This is a genomic window from Curtobacterium sp. L1-20 (assembly GCF_048755855.1).
Taxonomy (GTDB): Bacteria; Actinomycetota; Actinomycetes; order Actinomycetales; family Microbacteriaceae; genus Curtobacterium.
This window is the reverse complement of the sequence record NZ_CP151473.1, coordinates 2,113,428-2,128,446: the sequence shown is the minus strand read 5'-3', so window position 1 is coordinate 2,128,446 and position 15,019 is coordinate 2,113,428. Positions and strand designations below refer to the sequence as shown.

Annotated in this window: 19 protein-coding genes and 1 tRNA gene; 8 read left to right on the top strand and 12 right to left on the bottom strand. The window is 73.3% G+C overall.

Going from position 1 to position 15,019, the window contains the following annotated elements:
* Positions 1-70 precede the first annotated feature (70 nt).
* Together AAEP86_RS11580 and AAEP86_RS11575 are read left to right on the top strand one after the other, a co-directional pair.
* Positions 71-229: a hypothetical protein gene (locus tag AAEP86_RS11580; RefSeq protein WP_420367483.1), complete on the top strand. Its 159-nt coding sequence runs from the start codon at positions 71-73 to the stop codon at positions 227-229.
* 35 nt (positions 230-264) lie between these two features.
* Entirely contained in the window at positions 265-633 is a 369-nt protein-coding gene (locus AAEP86_RS11575) for a hypothetical protein (RefSeq protein ID WP_420367482.1), read from the top strand.
* A gap of 68 nt (positions 634-701) precedes the next feature.
* Here AAEP86_RS11575 and AAEP86_RS11570 read toward each other — a convergent pair whose 3' ends face one another.
* From AAEP86_RS11570 to AAEP86_RS11530, 9 genes are all read right to left on the bottom strand, one after another.
* Positions 702-1,187 carry a GNAT family N-acetyltransferase gene (locus AAEP86_RS11570; protein ID WP_420367481.1) on the bottom strand — a complete coding sequence of 162 codons (486 nt, stop codon included), beginning with the start codon at positions 1,185-1,187 and terminating at the stop codon, positions 702-704.
* Between the two features lie 172 nt (positions 1,188-1,359).
* Positions 1,360-1,953 (bottom strand): hypothetical protein, encoded by a 594-nt coding sequence (locus AAEP86_RS11565; protein WP_420367480.1) that lies wholly within the window; start codon positions 1,951-1,953, stop codon positions 1,360-1,362.
* 56 nt (positions 1,954-2,009) lie between these two features.
* Positions 2,010-2,085: transfer RNA gene (locus AAEP86_RS11560), tRNA-Val, on the bottom strand.
* A 12-nt stretch (positions 2,086-2,097) separates the two neighbouring features.
* On the bottom strand, positions 2,098-3,267 hold the full coding sequence (locus tag AAEP86_RS11555; protein ID WP_420367479.1) for a M20 family metallopeptidase: 1,170 nt from the start codon (positions 3,265-3,267) through the stop codon (positions 2,098-2,100).
* Entirely contained in the window at positions 3,264-4,292 is a 1,029-nt protein-coding gene (locus AAEP86_RS11550) for a ketopantoate reductase family protein (protein ID WP_420367478.1), read from the bottom strand. Before AAEP86_RS11550 ends, AAEP86_RS11555 begins: the two co-directional genes overlap by 4 nt.
* A complete protein-coding gene (locus tag AAEP86_RS11545) occupies positions 4,289-5,095 on the bottom strand; it encodes an SDR family NAD(P)-dependent oxidoreductase (protein WP_420367477.1) in 807 nt (268 codons plus the stop codon). The genes AAEP86_RS11550 and AAEP86_RS11545 overlap by 4 nt, the downstream gene beginning before the upstream one ends.
* Positions 5,092-6,426 carry an MFS transporter gene (locus AAEP86_RS11540; protein WP_420367476.1) on the bottom strand — a complete coding sequence of 445 codons (1,335 nt, stop codon included), beginning with the start codon at positions 6,424-6,426 and terminating at the stop codon, positions 5,092-5,094. Before AAEP86_RS11540 ends, AAEP86_RS11545 begins: the two co-directional genes overlap by 4 nt.
* Before the next feature lie 97 nt (positions 6,427-6,523).
* Positions 6,524-7,483 (bottom strand): polysaccharide deacetylase family protein, encoded by a 960-nt coding sequence (locus AAEP86_RS11535; RefSeq protein WP_420367475.1) that lies wholly within the window; start codon positions 7,481-7,483, stop codon positions 6,524-6,526.
* A gap of 32 nt (positions 7,484-7,515) precedes the next feature.
* A complete protein-coding gene (locus tag AAEP86_RS11530; protein WP_420367474.1) occupies positions 7,516-8,589 on the bottom strand; it encodes an Lrp/AsnC family transcriptional regulator in 1,074 nt (357 codons plus the stop codon).
* Between the two features lie 192 nt (positions 8,590-8,781).
* Between AAEP86_RS11530 and AAEP86_RS11525 the strand changes: the two genes are divergently transcribed.
* The 4 genes from AAEP86_RS11525 (at position 8,782) to AAEP86_RS11510 (ending at position 11,139) form a co-directional block, all read left to right on the top strand.
* A complete protein-coding gene (locus tag AAEP86_RS11525; RefSeq protein WP_420367473.1) occupies positions 8,782-9,309 on the top strand; it encodes a hypothetical protein in 528 nt (175 codons plus the stop codon).
* A 30-nt stretch (positions 9,310-9,339) separates the two neighbouring features.
* Complete coding sequence (locus tag AAEP86_RS11520; protein WP_420367472.1) at positions 9,340-10,320, top strand: aldo/keto reductase; 981 nt, start codon at positions 9,340-9,342, stop codon at positions 10,318-10,320.
* Positions 10,314-10,877, top strand: coding sequence for a hypothetical protein (locus AAEP86_RS11515; RefSeq protein WP_420367471.1), 564 nt, complete (start codon positions 10,314-10,316; stop codon positions 10,875-10,877). The genes AAEP86_RS11520 and AAEP86_RS11515 overlap by 7 nt, the downstream gene beginning before the upstream one ends.
* Positions 10,878-10,998: 121 nt before the next feature.
* Positions 10,999-11,139, top strand: coding sequence for a hypothetical protein (locus tag AAEP86_RS11510; RefSeq protein ID WP_420367470.1), 141 nt, complete (start codon positions 10,999-11,001; stop codon positions 11,137-11,139).
* Positions 11,140-11,271: 132 nt separating this feature from the next.
* Here AAEP86_RS11510 and AAEP86_RS11505 read toward each other — a convergent pair whose 3' ends face one another.
* From AAEP86_RS11505 to AAEP86_RS11495, 3 genes are read right to left on the bottom strand one after another with little or no spacing between them, the layout of a single operon-like run.
* Entirely contained in the window at positions 11,272-12,525 is a 1,254-nt protein-coding gene (locus tag AAEP86_RS11505; protein ID WP_420367469.1) for a sensor histidine kinase, read from the bottom strand.
* Positions 12,522-13,226 carry a response regulator transcription factor gene (locus tag AAEP86_RS11500; protein ID WP_420367468.1) on the bottom strand — a complete coding sequence of 235 codons (705 nt, stop codon included), beginning with the start codon at positions 13,224-13,226 and terminating at the stop codon, positions 12,522-12,524. Before AAEP86_RS11500 ends, AAEP86_RS11505 begins: the two co-directional genes overlap by 4 nt.
* Positions 13,223-13,720 (bottom strand): hypothetical protein, encoded by a 498-nt coding sequence (locus AAEP86_RS11495; RefSeq protein WP_420367467.1) that lies wholly within the window; start codon positions 13,718-13,720, stop codon positions 13,223-13,225. The genes AAEP86_RS11500 and AAEP86_RS11495 overlap by 4 nt, the downstream gene beginning before the upstream one ends.
* Positions 13,721-13,918: 198 nt before the next feature.
* Here AAEP86_RS11495 and AAEP86_RS11490 point away from each other — a divergent pair, with 198 nt between their 5' ends.
* Together AAEP86_RS11490 and AAEP86_RS11485 are read left to right on the top strand one after the other, a co-directional pair.
* Entirely contained in the window at positions 13,919-14,554 is a 636-nt protein-coding gene (locus AAEP86_RS11490; RefSeq protein WP_420367466.1) for a hypothetical protein, read from the top strand.
* A 25-nt stretch (positions 14,555-14,579) separates the two neighbouring features.
* The gene (locus tag AAEP86_RS11485) at positions 14,580-14,957 is read left to right on the top strand and encodes a holo-ACP synthase (protein ID WP_420367465.1); all 378 of its coding nucleotides are present in this window, start codon (positions 14,580-14,582) and stop codon (positions 14,955-14,957) included.
* The last annotated feature ends 62 nt before the right edge of the window (positions 14,958-15,019 follow it).

The following is a 15,019-nucleotide window of genomic DNA, read 5'->3' as shown; positions in this document are numbered from 1 at the left end:
GAACGTCATGCCGCGAACTGTTCCGTCAGCGGGACGCCCAACGGACGTTGGCAGCGGCTAAGTTGGCGCGATGGATGTCTTGAGCGCGAAGGTTCTGGGTTCGATCGCGCTCGCCTTCGGCCTGATGTTCGTCGCAACGTCGATCGTCCGCCTCACTCGGCCCGACCTCGACGTGATCTTGGTGATCCTGAACTCCGCGCTCGGAATCGACCGCCGCGTGACACCCTGATGACATCCGACGGATGAACCAGTTGAGGAGTCGTGATGGCGCCCCGCACCCACCGCGCACCGCTGACTGACCGCGGCGCGCGGTGGAACCTCGTCTTCATCTGGGTGGTCATCGTCGTCGGACTGCTCGCGGCGATCGGTTGCGTCGGGTACACCCTCAACGAGAGCCTCATCTCGTACAGCGCCTGCGGCGTCCGCACCGTAGCCTGCGGCGATGCCGGCTGGTACAGCAGCATGGGCCTCACCTTCTTCGGCGGTTTCGCTGTGGTCATCACTGCGGGTGGACTCGGCATCCGCCGCCGACACCGGACCAGCGGCCTCTGGTATCCGCTCGCTGGTCTCGGCGGCGTACTCCTGCTGACGGCGGTGGCCGTCGTGCTCCTGAAGTCTCTGACCAGCACCTAGGACCCCGACCTCGCAGTCTCGTGAGCTACGACGGAACAGCCGCGGTCTCTGTCTCCGCGACCCAGCGCCTACCGAGTCAGACGTACCACCCTGACGGATGCCCCGCCGAACGATTCTGTCTTCTCGGCGCCGTCGCGCTCGAAACGGTTGCGCCGGTAGAAGGCTTCGGCGCGGGGGTTGTTGTCGGCCATCCACAAGAACGCAGGCTCGTCACCGATCGCGGCATCCAGCAGCTGCTGCCCTGCTCCCGATCCGTAGGCGGCTGCGAGGACGTAGATGCCCTCGAGTTCCCGGTCGGTGGGAGCGCATCCGTCCCGACCGGATCCCGCCGACGCCCAGCCGATGATCTTCTCTCCGTCGAGTGCGACGAGCACATCAGTGACCTCGTCGGCGATGATCGTTCGCCAGCCTGTCTCGCGTCGTCCCTGATCGAGTCCAGCCAAGAACGTCGCAGGCATCAGGTGTGCGTACGCCTCTCGCCACGCCTGGACATGGACCGCCGCGATCCCGGCCGTGTCCGACTCCCGCGCCGGGCGAACCATCGAGTGCGCCATGGCGTCATTCCATCATCCATCGCGTGTTCGATGGTGGATGGGTGAAAAGCCCATAGCTCGTGGGGTGATGAAGGCAGCCAGCAGTGAGCTGGTGAGCGATCGACGATCGGACGGGCTGATCGCGTCTCGCGCACACCCATGGCTCGGGGTCTCCGGTCCGGCGCGGGCCTGGTCAGCGGGCCGTGCCGAGCGCAGCCTCGACCCGCTTGATCGTCCGGCGCATCGCGTACTCGTCCTGCGCCGGCTGGTCGTCGGCCACCCACAGGTGGACGGCTCCGGGCCCCAACGTCCTGGGCGCGAGGTGGACGACGATGCCCCATCGGTACGCGACGCCGCGCGGCGTGGGCTCGCTGAACACATCGAAGCCGAGCACCTCCGAACGGAGCGCGATCGGTGTCCCCTGCTCGTCGTTGCCCGTCGACCAGCTGGTGATCCCCGTCCGGTCGAAACCGAGGTCGCACGGGAACCAGATGCGCAGCCTCGGGTTCCAGGCCGCGAGGTCGGCGGCCGTCGTGTCGGTCGCTTGCGCGGTGACGAACGCGGTGGCGGGATGGGCCTCGGCCTTCCGCCGAAGGCGCGCCCGCCGACGGTGGTTGACCTCGGTGGTGACGCAGGCAAGGCCGAACACGAACGTGATGAGGATCCCCAGACGAAGCTCGGTGGACAGAGCCCCTCCGCTGTCGGTGCCGATCAGGACCGCGAGCACGATCGTCGCGACACCGAAGACGACGGTGATCGCGGCGAGGAAGATCGTCGACGGGCGCACGGCTCGACGATGCCAGAATCCGACGCGCCGTGGTGTCGCCCGATCTGGTGTCCTGGTGGTGGGCCCTGCCGGGATCGAACCGACGACATCCACGGTGTAAACGTGGCGCTCTACCAGCTGAGCTAAAGGCCCTTCCCCCCGATCCTAGACGAGTCGCCGCAGCACCCCCGCGGTGAGCGCGGTCCGCTCCACCATCCGGTCGAGGTCGACCCACTCGTGCCGCGCGTGCGCGCCGTCGCCGACCGCGCCGAGCCCGTCGAGGACCGCTGCGCCCAGGGCTGCGGCGAAGTTCCCGTCGCTCGCCCCGCCGACGCTCGTCTCCGTCACGGTGAGGCCGAGTTCGCCGGCGACCTCCTCCGCGACCCGGAACAACGCGACGTTCCGGTCGGTCCGCGCCATCACGGGCCGGTTCCAGTCGCCGGTCACGGTGATGCTCGCGGCGTCGGCGTGCGGGACGAGGCCGGCGAGGACCGTGTCGATGCGCGCCGATTCGTCCTCGGACGACACCCGGACGTCGAGGGCTGCGGTGGCGGCGCCGGCGCGGACGTTCGGGCGGGTGCCGCCGCTGACGACGCCGACGTTGAGGGAGGTCCCGGCGTCGAGGTCGGCGGCGCCGTGCAGCGCGAGGACGACCCGGGCGAGCTCGTCGACGGCGCTGGCGCCACCGGCGGGGTGCAGGCCGGCGTGCACCTCGACGCCGCGGATGTGCACGTCGAACAGGCCGACGCCCTTCCGGGCGGTCTTGAGGGCGCCGTCGGTTCCGGCCGAGGCCTCGAAGACCAGGACCGGACCGGCGGTGCGGCGGACCACGTCCTCGATGACCGGGCGGGACCCGATGCTGCCGACCTCCTCGTCGCCGTTGAGGACGAGCCGGACGTTCGGCCGAGGGACGCCGCGTTCGTCGAGCAGGGCGAGGGCGTGGGCGAACTGCACGAGTCCGGCCTTCATGTCGTAGGCGCCGGGTCCGGTGAGGTGCGCACCCTCGATCCGTACGGGCCACTCGGCGAGGGTGCCGGCCGCCCAGACGGTGTCGTAGTGGCACAGGACGACGACCCAGGAGTCCGTGGCGGTCGGCGCGAGGAGGTCGCCGACGACGACGGGGCCGTGGTGCTCGGGGTCGTGCCGGGTGCGTTCGGCGAACGGCCCGACGGTCGCGGCGAGGAAGCGCTCGACGTGGTCGAGTCCGGCCCGCAGCAGGTCGAGGTCGTCGGACGGCGTCTCGGTCTCGATGTACGCGACGAGGTCGTCGACCATCCGGTCGCGTCGGGCGGCGGCCCCGGCGAGCAGGTCGGCGGCGAGCACGGTGCCCGTCACCGTCCGGCTCCGACTGCCGCGACGAGGCCGCGGATCCGGTCCTCGTCCATGGGCGCCCCGTCCTCGACGGCGATGATCTCGGCGACGAGCGCGCGGACGCCGGGGGTCGGCACCCCGAGCGACTCCCCCGCCTCGACGACGGGCCGGTAGTGCAGCGGGACCTCGGTCTTCCGGTGTCGGACGGCGATGTCGCGCCAGATCCCGGAGCGGGTCTTCGACTGGGTGGCGAGCCAGGCGACCAGGCCGTCGAGCGCTGCCGCCGCCGTCGCGGCGTCGGCGCCGGGTGCGAACGCGGACGGTTCGAAGGCGTCGAACGGTTCCGCGACGATGCCCTGCGCCTCGGCGACCGCCAGGACCTCGCGGGCCAGCGCTGCCATCACGTCGCGGTTCCGGTCGATGAGGACGCTCATGTCGTCGTCGGCGAGCGCGGTGGCGGTGAGCATCGCGCCGAACGCGAGCTTCGACCAGAGGAAGCCGGCGACGTTGTCGGTGACGACGGGGGTCCCCCAGTGGTGGAGGTCGGCGGCGAGGGCGTGGTTGCGGGCACTGGTGCCGCCGGCGTACTCGCCGAGGGCCATCGCGCCGAGGCCGCCGTCCTGCACGACCCCGGGTGCGACGACGTCGGCGAACAGGTCGACGAACGCGATGACGGTCCGGTCGGTGCCGACGTGCCGGGCGATGGTGGCTTCGTTGAGGCCGTTCTGCAGGGACGCGACCCAGCCGTCGGGTGCGAGGCGCGGGGCGATCCACGCTGCTGCGGCGTCGGTCGCGAGCGCCTTGACGGCCAGGAGCACGGGGCCGAGCGTCGCCGGGGCGTCCGCGTCGTCGAGGTGCCAGACCGGGATCCGGGCGACGCGTTCCCCCTGCGCGGTCCGGAGCCGGACGCCGTCGGCCCGGATCGCGGCGACGTGCTCGGGGTCGGCGTCGACGAGCTGGACGGGGACGCCGGCGGCGTCGAGGTGCACGGCGAGCGTCCCGCCGATCGCTCCGGCGCCCACGATCGTGTACGGGGTGGGTTCGGTCATGCGGAGACGTCCTCTCGAGTGGTGCCGTTGCTGAGCGGCAGTGTGTGTGCCCCGGTCGACGATCCGCCGTCGACCCGGAGGACCGTCCCGGTGACCCATCCGGACTGCTCCGGGTCGGCGAGCCACACCACGGCCTTCGCGATGTCGGACGGCTTCCCGGGACGGCCGAGGGGGTTCGGGGAGACGGCGGCGGCGTAGTCGTCGCTCACCGGGTTCACCGCGCTGTCGACGACGACGAACCCGGGTGCGACGGCGTTCACCCGGATGCCGGCGGCGCCGAGCTCGAGGGCACTCGCGCGGGTCACCATCTCGAGCGCGGCCTTCGACGTGCTGTACGGCGCGGCGCCGGGCCGGGCGCGGAGTGCGGCGCCCGAGGTGATGTTGACGATGGTCGGGGTCCGTCCCACCGCGGTCGCGTGTCGTGCGAGTGCGACGGTCGCCAGGAGCGGCGCGCGGACGTTGACGTCCCGCACCGCGTCCCAGGTGGCGGCGTCGAGGTCGAGGAACGGGGTGGCCGGGTAGACGCCGGCGGCGTTCACGAGCACGTCGATCGGCGCCTGCTCCCACGCGGTGGCGACGACCCGGGCCGGCGCCTCCGGCTCGCGCAGGTCCGCCACGAGGACCGCGGCCCCGGCGGACGACGCATGCGGTTCGGCACCGCCCGCGACCGTCGCCACGGCTGCCTCGAGCGCGTCCGCCCGGTGGTCGACCAGCGTCACCCGGTCACCCAGCGCCGCGAAGGACCGTGCGACGGCGAGCCCGATCCCGCTCGCCGCTCCGGTGACGACCACGTGCCGGCTCACCGGAGCACCTTGCCCTTCGTCTCCGGCATGGTCAGGTAGACGACGAGGCCGATGGCCGCCGCGATCGCGCAGTACACCCACACGAGGTGGCCGAGCCCGGAGCCGCTCATCCACGTGGTGATGTAGGGCGCGGTGCCGCCGAAGATCGCGACGGCGAGTGCGTAGGGCAGGCCGATCCCGGTCGCGCGGACCTCGGGCGGGAACTGCTCGGCCATGATCACGGCGCAGTTCGCGGAGTAGCCGAGCAGGAACAGGATGCCGACGACCTGGATGACGAGCAGCGACCAGAACGACCCGCTGAGGAACGTGAACGCGGGGAACGCGAAGAGCAGGAAGCCGCCGGCGAAGATCGACATGGTCGGCTTGCGGCCGATCTTGTCGGACAGGATGCCGGCGAACGGCAGGAGCACCAGGAAGATCACCATCGCGACGACGTTGGCGATGAGCGCCTGGTTGAGCGGGAGCCCCGTCGTGACGTGCGCGTAGGTCGGCATGTACGAGACCCACATGTAGTAGAGCAGCGTGCCGGCGATGGTGATGCCGAACACCCGCGCGGTGGCACCCGGGTGGTCGCGGAACATCGCGACGACGGCGTTGCGCTTCGGGGCGGCCGCCTGCGCGTCGCGGTCGCGCTGTGCGGTGAAGGACTCGGTCTCCTCGACCGAGGTGCGGAGCCAGATGCCGACGAGTCCGATGAGCGCGCAGAACACGAACGCGGCGCGCCAGCCCCAGGCGTCGAGCGCCTCCGGGGACAGGGCCGAGGTGATGATCGCGCCGATGCCGGAGGCGATCAGCACGCCGGCGCCGACGGAGACCTGCTGCCACGACCCGGCGAAGGCGCGGCGCTTGGGGGCGGCGGACTCGACCAGGAAGGCCGAGGACGACCCGAACTCGCCGCCGGCGGAGAAGCCCTGCGCGAGCCGGGCGAGCAGCAGGATGATCGGTGCGGCGATGCCGATGGTGGCGTAGTCCGGCGTGATGCCGATGACGAGCGACGCGACCGCCATCAGGGCGATGGTGAGCATCAGCCCCTTCTTGCGGCCGTGCCGGTCGGCGTAGGCACCGAGCACGGCGGCGCCGATCGGGCGCATGACGAACCCGACCGCGAACACGGCGAGTGTGGCGAGGAGCGCCGCGGTGTCGTTGCCCGGCGGGAAGAAGTGGTGGCCGAACACGGACGAGAACGTCGTGTAGACGGCCCAGTCGATCCACTCGACGACGTTGCCGATGCCGCCGGCGATGATCGCCTTGCGCCCGCGGGGGGTCAGTCGGGTCTCGTGGACCGGGTCGGTGCCGGTGCCGACCCGCGGGTCGGTTGCTTCTGCTGTCATCGTTGCGTCGACTTCCTGAGTGGAGGAACGGGGGTGCGGAACGGGCGGAGCAGCGGACGGGAGGCGCGGTGCGGGACCGCCCCGCGCCTCCCGTCCGTCAGGCGGTCGCGTCCGTGACGGACGCACCGACCGGGTCGAGACCGCTCGCGGTCGCGACGCGCTCGGCGAGACCGGCGTGTGTGGTGAACCAGACGTCGTCGAACGAGCGGATGTGGGCGAGCAGCGCCTCGAGGACCACGAGGCGGGAGCGGTGCCCGATGAAGTGCGGGTGCATGGTGAGCTGGAACACGCCGCCCTCGGCACGGGCCACGTCGAACTCGTCGCGCCAGATCCGGCCGACCTCGTGCGGCGGCGTGTACGGCCGCAGCGACTGGAAGCGCTCCATCATGAGGTAGGGCGCGTCGTCGCGGATCCAGTCCACGGGGATCTCGACGATCCCGGTCGGCTCGCCGCGGTGCAGGATCTCGTAGGGGTCGTCGTCGGCCATGAGCGACGAGTCGTAGCGGAAGCCGAGCTCGCGGGCGACGTCGAGCGTCGAGTCGCTGAAGTCCCACGACGGCGTGCGGATACCGGTCGGACGCACACCGGTCTGCGCGGTGAGGACGTCCACCGCACGGCTCAGCAGCTCGAGTTCGTCGTCGTGGCCGAGCAGGGTGTTGCGCTCGTGGATCCAGCCGTGCACCGCGACCTCGTGGCCGTGCTCGACGTAGCTGGGGGCCTCGTCCGGACGCAGCAGGGCGCAGACCGCGGGCACGTAGAAGGACGACGGCGCCTCGTACCGGTCGAGCATGCGGAGGATGCGCGGGACCGCGGCGCGGGCGCCGTACTCCCCCATCGCCATCCGTCCGGGCGAGGTCTCGCCGTCCCGGAGCGCCGGGGTCTCGTGGTCGGAGTCGAACGAGATCGCCACCGCCACCCGTGCACCGCCGGGCCACCGGCCGGCGCCGTCCGCACCCTCGGGTGGGAGCAGGTTCCGGCCGGCTCGGACCGCTTCCACGTGGCCGCGCCACGTGGGCTCGTCCCACTGCCAGGGCTGCTGGGGATCGGTCTGGGGCATGGGGGTCCTCCTGTCGGGTGGCGGTCGGCGGGTCAGACGACCGCCGGGGCCGATGCGTCCGCGGTCGGGACGAACCGGCCGTCCTCGATGCGGCTCCACATCCGCTTCACGGTGCGGAGCTGCACCGTCACGTCGACCTCGCGCACGCCGGGGAGTGCGCCGAGGACGTCGGTGGTGAAGGTGTAGACCGAGGCGAAGTCCGGCAGGAACGCCTGGCCGATGAGGTTGTAGCGGCCGAGTGACGCCGCCGCGTAGTGCACCGACGGGTGGCCGGCGAGCTGTGCCGCGGCGTCGGACAGTCGGTCGGGCGCCACGGAGATCCACACCTCGAGCTCCGTCGACCGGCCGAGCAGTGCCGGCGCGACGAGCGGTCCGATGCGGAGCCGTCCGCTCTGCACGAGGTCCTCGAGCGTCCGACGGGTCGCGGCCTCCGACCGGCCGACCTCACGGGCGAGGTCGGTGAGGGGCTTCCGGCCGTCGCGGACGAGTGCGGCGAAGACGGCTCGCTCGTCGGGGGTCGCGGCGGCGTGCAGCGGGGCGACGCCCTCGCCGGTCGAAGGGTCCGGTGCCGGGGCGTTCGCGGTCGCCGAACGGGGTGCGGCGCCGTCGGCGGTGCGCGCGGCCGGGGCGAGCGCGTCGCCGGGGAAGACCGTGAACGGCGCGGTGAAGGTGCGGACGATGGGCAGGGCCTCGGTCTCGACCGGACGGCCGTCGACCTCGATGGTGCTGAGGAACGCCGTGAGGTCGCCGACCCGTGGCAGCACGACCTCGGCCGTGCAGTCCGCGGACCCGGTGAGCGTCGCGGCGAACCGGACCTCCGGGCGACGGGCGAGCGCGTCGGCCAGGGCGTCGGCCCGGGCCGCGCCGGAACGGATGCGGACCTTCGTCGAGACGCCGAACCCGGCGGCGAGCACGTCCGACGCCGCGACGATGCGGACGGCCCCGTCGTCGACGAGTCGCGTCACCCGGCGCTGCGCCGTCGACGGCGAGCACCCGGCGAGCTCGCCGACCGCCGCCCACGAGGCACGGCCGTCGTGGGCGAGCGCGCGGAGCACCGCGCGGTCCACCTCGTCGGCCGCGGTGGGTCGAGCATCCGTCATGGTCATGTTCCTCACCGTATTCGGTCACCGAACGGTCGTCAACGCGCGGAATCGGTCACGCACGAGTCGTAACACGATGTTTTCATGCACCGGTGACGGAGCGGTCGACGGGACGCCGGTGCCGCCGCCGCGATCGTGAGCGCCCACTCCCCACGCATGCCGCGCGTATACCCTCACCCGTGTGAACGGTGACCGAGCATGAACGGCGTGGGCGTCATCGACGAGGCCGGCCGGCTGCGGCTGCTCGGCACGGGCGCTGCTGGAGCGGCCTTCGGGGTCGTCCTCGTGGTGCTCGTCGCCTCGTCGTGGACCCCGGCGACCCCGACGGTCCTGGTCGGCGTCGGCATCCCCTCGGCCGCCGTCGGCGCGGCGATCGCCGTGGTGCTCCAGCTCCGGTCCTGGCGCGCCGAGGGCGGGTACGCCGAGTCGATCGTGGTCCGCGACTGGATCGTCGACGGCCGGGTCCCGCCCGACGTGCCCGCCGAACGGTGGATCCCCCTCGTGCAGGCGCAGGCCGAGCGCGAGGGTGCCGGGTGGGGGAAGATCGTCCTGAGCACCCTCTGGATCGCGATGACGTGGTCCATTCGCGACCAGCACGGCACGCTCGTCACGACGATGCTCGTCCTGCTCTGGACCGGACTCGGGCTGTGGAGCGCCTGCTGGGTGATCCCCCGGGCGCGGGCTGCGCGGGCCCTGCTGCGGCGCGGGGTGTCCACCCCGGGATGAGCCGCAGCCGCCGTGGGTACGCTCGATAGCATGCAGAGTCGCACCCTCGGCCGTACCGGCCGCCCCGTGTCCGTCGTCGGCCTCGGCACCTGGCAGTTCGGCGGTGACTGGGGCCCCGTCTCGGAGGCCGACGCCGACGCCGTCATGGACGCCTCCGTCGAGTCCGGCGTCACCCTCTTCGACACCGCCGACGTCTACGGCGACGGTCGCAGCGAACAGCTGATCGGCTCCTGGCGCGCAGCGAACCCCGACGTCCCGCTGACCGTCACCACGAAGATGGGGCGCCGAGCCGAGCAGGTCCCGTCGAACTACGTCGCCGCCAACTTCCGCGAGTGGGTCGACCGATCGCGTCGCAACCTGCGCCAGGACACCCTCGACCTCGTGCAGCTGCACTGCCCGCCCACGCCGGTGTACGAGGTCGACGCCGTGTACGACGCCCTCGACGGCCTCGTCGCGGACGGCTCGGTCGCCGCCTACGGCGTCAGCGTGGAGACCGTCGACCAGGCGCTCACGGCCATCGCCCGCCCCGGCGTCGCGACCGTGCAGATCATCCTCAACGCGTTCCGGCTCAAGCCGCTCGACCAGGTGCTGCCCGCGGCCCGCGACGCCGGGGTCGGGATCCTCGCTCGCGTCCCGCTGGCGTCGGGACTGCTGACCGGCAAGTACACGACGGACACCTCCTTCGCCGAGGGCGACCACCGCAACTACAACCGTCACGGCGAGGCCTTCGACCAGGGCGAGACCTTCAGCGGCGTCGACTTCGAGGACGGCGTGCAGGCCGCGCAGACCTTCGCCGCGTCGCTGCCGGACGCGGTCTCCGTCCCGCAGGCAGCGATCGCGTGGATCATCGCGCAGGACGGCGTGACCGCGGCGATCCCCGGCGCCCGCAACCCCGAGCAGGCGCGGTCCAACGCAGGCGCCGGCGACCTCCCGGAGGTCCCCGGTCTCGACGAGACGGTGCACCAGCTCTACGACGAGTGGTTCCGCGCGAGCGTGCACGACAAGTGGTGAGGCCGGCCGCCGTCGGGGCGGCGCTCGCCGCGCTCGTCGTCCTGGCGCTGATCGCCGGCGGCACGACGCCGGCCGCGGGGACGAGCCGGAGCGCTCCCCCGTGGCCGGCGCCGACCGCGCTGCAGGAGCACGCCGCGGACGCCGGGCTCCGCAACGTGTGGGGCGAACGACTCGCCGAGCACGTGCACACCCACCTGACGGTCCTCGACGGCGACACGGCGGTGACGGTACCGGCGAACATCGGCCACTCCGACCGGCAGCGCTTCGCGGCGCAGCTGCACACGCACGACACCTCCGGGATCCTGCACGTCGAGTCGCCCACCCGCGCGACGTTCACGCTCGGCCAGTTCTTCGACGAGTGGGGCGTCCCACTGACGGCGTGGCGCGTCGGCGGCCTGCACGGCGAGCTCACCGTCTGGGTCGACGGACGCCGGTACATCGGTGACCCCCGGGGCATCGCGCTGACGAACCGGCGCGAGGTCGTGCTCGCGGTCACGTCCGTCGGCGAGGTGCCGCGCCTGCCCGCGCCGTTCGACTGGCCGCCGCAGTACCGCTGACCGTCCGTGTCAGTCGTGTGACGATCCCGTCCGCACGGACCCGCGGATCCGCACCGACGACGGTCCCGGTGGGTGGACCGCTGCCACACGGCTGACACGGACGCGCCCTACCGTCCCGGTCATGCGAACGATCCCCTCCGACCTGTCCTCCGACGTCGACGACGTGCCCGACCAGGACGACGCCGTCGTCGTGCTGCTTGAGGTGGCGATCGCGGTCGTCTTCGCCGTCGTCGCCGGTCTCGCCCTCCTCTGGGTGGGCTGAGCGCACCCCACACCGGCCGGCAGACGCGGTGGACGTGTGCCGAACACCGGCCAGGAGGCGCGTGGCGGGCCCGCACCGCGCCTCCCGTCCGTCGGTCCGTCACCCGGGCGGCGGGGCGCCACCGGCCCCGGCTCAGCGCTGCGGCGGACGCCGCAGCTCGACCGTCGCGACGGCGCCGTGCGCCGTGTTCGCCAACCGGAGCACCCCGCCGGAGGCAGCGACGTGCTGCAGCACGATGGCGAGCCCGATGCCCGATCCGCCGTGCGAACCGAGCGCGCCGAACCGGCGCGGCCCGTCGCGCAGGACGTCGTCCGGGAACCCGGGTCCGGCGTCGGAGACCGCCACGGTCGCGCCGTCGACGCGCACCGCGACCGGCTGGGCGCCGTGCCGTTCGGCGTTCGTCACGAGGTTCGTCAGCGCACGGCCGAGGTGCTCGGCGTCGACGAGCACCCGCGCCGGCTCCCCCGTCTCGAGGCGCACCCGGTCGCGCAGCCCCTCGGCGTCGAGCAGCTGCTCGACCGTCGACACGAGGTCGGCGGGCACGGACCGGACCTGCCCGGCCTCGTGGGCGGCCCGCGACAGGTGCAGCAGGTCGTCGAGCAGCTGGCGGAGCCGCGCCGCGATCCGACGGACACGTTCCGCATCGGGGCCGTCCGGCAGCAGTTCGGCCGCACCGACCAGCGCGGTCACCGGCGTGCGCAGGTCGTGCGCGACCTCGGCGCTGATCGCCCGCTCGTGGTCGAGGCTCCTCGCGAGGGCCGCGGCCGTCTCGGCGAGCCCACGGGACAGCACCGCGACCTCGTCGTCGCCGCGGACGTCGACCGGCGCCCCGCCCGCGACCGTGTCGTCCACCGTCCGCGCCGCCCGTCGGAGCCGCGCCGTCAGGCGGCCGGCCGCCAGCCACGAACCGACGGCGGCGAGCACCGCGGCGAGGACCGCCGCGATGACGAAGGTCCGCTGCAGGTCGGCCCACTGGGCGCGCAGCGCGGTCTTGTCCACCCGGGTGGCGATCACCCCGGAGGCCTGCTCACGCGCCGCCCACATCCAGGTGCCGTCGTCGTAGGTGGCGGTGCTGCCCCGGGCGATCTCGGTCCGCAGGGGCCCCGGCAGGACCGACGGGTCGTCGGTCGACCGGGACGGCAGCGCACCGCCGAAGGACTGGGTGGCGATGGTCTCGTCGAGCTGCGTGAGCGCCTGCTGCCGGAGCTGCTCGGTGGCGTCGTCGATCGCGGTGTGCGCGAACACGGCACCGGCGGCCACGACGAGCGTCGTCGCGAGGACGGTCATCGCGGCGGCCGTCGTGGAGCGGAGCGACCGCCACCACGGGGTGTGGTCGGTGGGCGCGGCCGGCTGCCGGACGGTGATCGCCGCGGAGGTCCAGGTCACGGGCGCGCGACCTCGACACGGTAGCCGAAGCCGCGCACCGTCTCGATCACCTCGGGGCCGAGCTTCCGGCGGAGCCGCTGCACGTTCGTGTCGACGATCCGCGGGTCCTGCCAGGTGCTGTCCCACGCCATCGCGACGACCTGCTCGCGGCTCAGCACCGCACCCCGGTTCCGCAGCAGTGCCTCGAGCACCCGGAACTCCACCGAGCTGAGCGGCACGACGGCCCCGGCCCGCTCGACCCGCCGGCCGGCCACGTCGATCCGGACCTCGCCGACGGTCGCGACCTCGGCGGCGGGGCCGCGACGGCGACGGAGCACGGCCTGCAGGCGCGCCGACAGCACGTCCGCGTCGAACGGCTTCGTGACGTAGTCGTCGGCACCGGCCGCGAGGCCCTGCACCTCGTCGACCGGCAGGCTCCTGGCGGTCAGGAGGACCACGGGGACACCGAGACCGGTCAACCGACCCGTCAGGTCCAGGCCGTTCATCCGCGGCATGGCGACGTCGACGACGGCGATGTCCGGCAGCTCCGCGGCGACCGCGTCGAGCGCCTCGACGCCGTCGGCGGTCGCGGTCACCCGCCAGCCGCGGCGCAGGAGCAGCAGCTGCGTCGTCTCGCGGACGTCGGGGTCGTCCTCGGCGAGCAGGACGAGGGGCGTCCGTCCGCCCGCAGCGGTCGCGGGCACGGGGCCGGACGGGATCACGGTCGCTCCTGGTCGCTGACGAACCCGAGGTCGCCCCAGAGGAAGTGCATGGTCTGCCGCACCGCCCAGACGGGCCGGTGGGCCGCGAAGGTGATGCTGAGGCGCTCGTACCGCTGCACCTCGCCGACGCGTTCGGCCCCGTCGAACCGCACCGCCACCGGGTACGCCGTGACGGTGCCGCCGGCGCAGTCGCAGGGGTTGTCCGTGAGGACCCCGGTCGCAGCCGCCGCGCGGCCGCCCCACGACGACCAGACGAGGTTCTCGAGACGCTGGTCGGACGACTCGCACCAGATCGGCACGGACGACGGCTCCGCGACGGCCTGCTCGCCGCACCCGGCGTAGTACGCCGGGGCGAGCGTCAGCGCGGCGGCGCGCGGGACCGGGTCGCGCGGCAGGGGCGCGGCCATCGCGGACACCGCGAGGAGCACGACCGCGACGACGGCGAGGGCGGTGGCGACGACGCCGACGGTACGGGGACGGATGGAGGTGGTCACGGTGCGAGCCTGGTTCCCCTCGGTGTCCGTCGCGGTGCAGCGATGTGTCAGTTCCGTCACAGATGCTCGCACGTCCGCGCGCGGATCCGCCACGGCGCGGCCGCGGCGGGCAGGCTGGGACGACACCGCAGCGAGACGCGACGCTCCTACCGTCGGACCCCGTCGCGAGCACCGTGCTCGCCGGAAGGGAACACCACCGTGCAGTACGCAACCCCCGTCCTCCTGGCCGCGTTGGCCTCCGTCGCCCTCGTCGGCTGCGCGAGCACGACCACGCCGGCCGACGCCACCGGCGGCTCGGCCGACGCCGCGGCCGCGACGTCCGCACCGGCCTCGGCGTCGTCGCCGTCGGTCTCGACTCCGGGATCGACCTCGGCTCCGGCTTCGGCTGCGCCGACCTTCCCCGCCGGCCAGCCGCCGCGGCCCGGCCGGCAGGACCAGTACCCGAAGGCCGACACCGTCCCCGGTCTCACCCGGGCGATCGCCGCCGCCCGGCACCCCGGACTGCAGATCTGCGACGGCGACCTCGGGTCGCTCGTCACGGCCTCCGGCGACCTCCGCGGCGACGGCGGGACCCAGTACCTCGTCGACACCACGTGCGCGCTCGCCACCGGGAGCTCCCCGGACGAGATCGCCCTCTACGACGTGCGCGGCGGGACGATCGAGCGGAGCGCCGTGCTCTCCGAGTTCACCGCGAACCGGCCGAAGCCGAGCGCGTACCCGTACCTCTGGCAGGGACACACCGTGGTCATCGCCTACGACCAGGGCACCCGGTACCGGCTCGTCCGGCTCACGCCCGACGCCGCCGTGCCCGGGGTCGTGCAGGCCTTCCACTGACCCCGCGGCCCCGTAGCCTGCTCGGGTGACCACCATCCGCACGGGGACCGACCTCGCCGCCGTCGAGGACGTCGTCGCCGGCATCGACGCCCACGGCGAGCGGTACCTCGACCGCGTCTTCACCGCCCGGGAGCGCGCCGACGCCGGGGACGACCCCGAGCGGCTGGCCGCCCGGTTCGCCGGCAAGGAGGCGGTCGTCAAGCTCCTCCGACCGGACCCGTCGGACGCGGTCCCGCTCACGGACGTGGCGATCGTCCTCGACGCCGTCGGCGCCCCGACGGTCGAGCTGCGCGGTCGCGCCGCGACGCTCGCGGCCGCGATCGGCTGCGGCGAGATCGCCGTCTCGCTGTCGCACGAGCGCGGGCTGGCGATCGCTACCGCGGTGGCGTTGACCGCCCGCTGACCGCGTGCGGTTTCGCGCAGCAGCACGGCGGTTTTCCGGGGTCCTCCGCTCCTTAGGGTGGC

Bases quoted from the DNA above. Each gene is read 5' to 3' on its own strand.
- AAEP86_RS11550 (WP_420367478.1), bottom strand. From the start codon at position 4,292: ATGACCGAACCCACCCCGTACACGATCGTGGGCGCCGGAGCGATCGGC.
- AAEP86_RS11530 (WP_420367474.1), bottom strand. From the start codon at position 8,589: ATGACCATGACGGATGCTCGACCCACCGCGGCCGACGAGGTGGACCGC.
- AAEP86_RS11570 (WP_420367481.1), bottom strand. From the start codon at position 1,187: ATGGCGCACTCGATGGTTCGCCCGGCGCGGGAGTCGGACACGGCCGGG.
- AAEP86_RS11580 (WP_420367483.1), top strand. From the start codon at position 71: ATGGATGTCTTGAGCGCGAAGGTTCTGGGTTCGATCGCGCTCGCCTTC.
- AAEP86_RS11575 (WP_420367482.1), top strand. From the start codon at position 265: ATGGCGCCCCGCACCCACCGCGCACCGCTGACTGACCGCGGCGCGCGG.
- AAEP86_RS11510 (WP_420367470.1), top strand. From the start codon at position 10,999: ATGCGAACGATCCCCTCCGACCTGTCCTCCGACGTCGACGACGTGCCC.
- AAEP86_RS11540 (WP_420367476.1), bottom strand. From the start codon at position 6,426: ATGACAGCAGAAGCAACCGACCCGCGGGTCGGCACCGGCACCGACCCG.
- AAEP86_RS11525 (WP_420367473.1), top strand. From the start codon at position 8,782: ATGAACGGCGTGGGCGTCATCGACGAGGCCGGCCGGCTGCGGCTGCTC.
- AAEP86_RS11520 (WP_420367472.1), top strand. From the start codon at position 9,340: ATGCAGAGTCGCACCCTCGGCCGTACCGGCCGCCCCGTGTCCGTCGTC.
- AAEP86_RS11535 (WP_420367475.1), bottom strand. From the start codon at position 7,483: ATGCCCCAGACCGATCCCCAGCAGCCCTGGCAGTGGGACGAGCCCACG.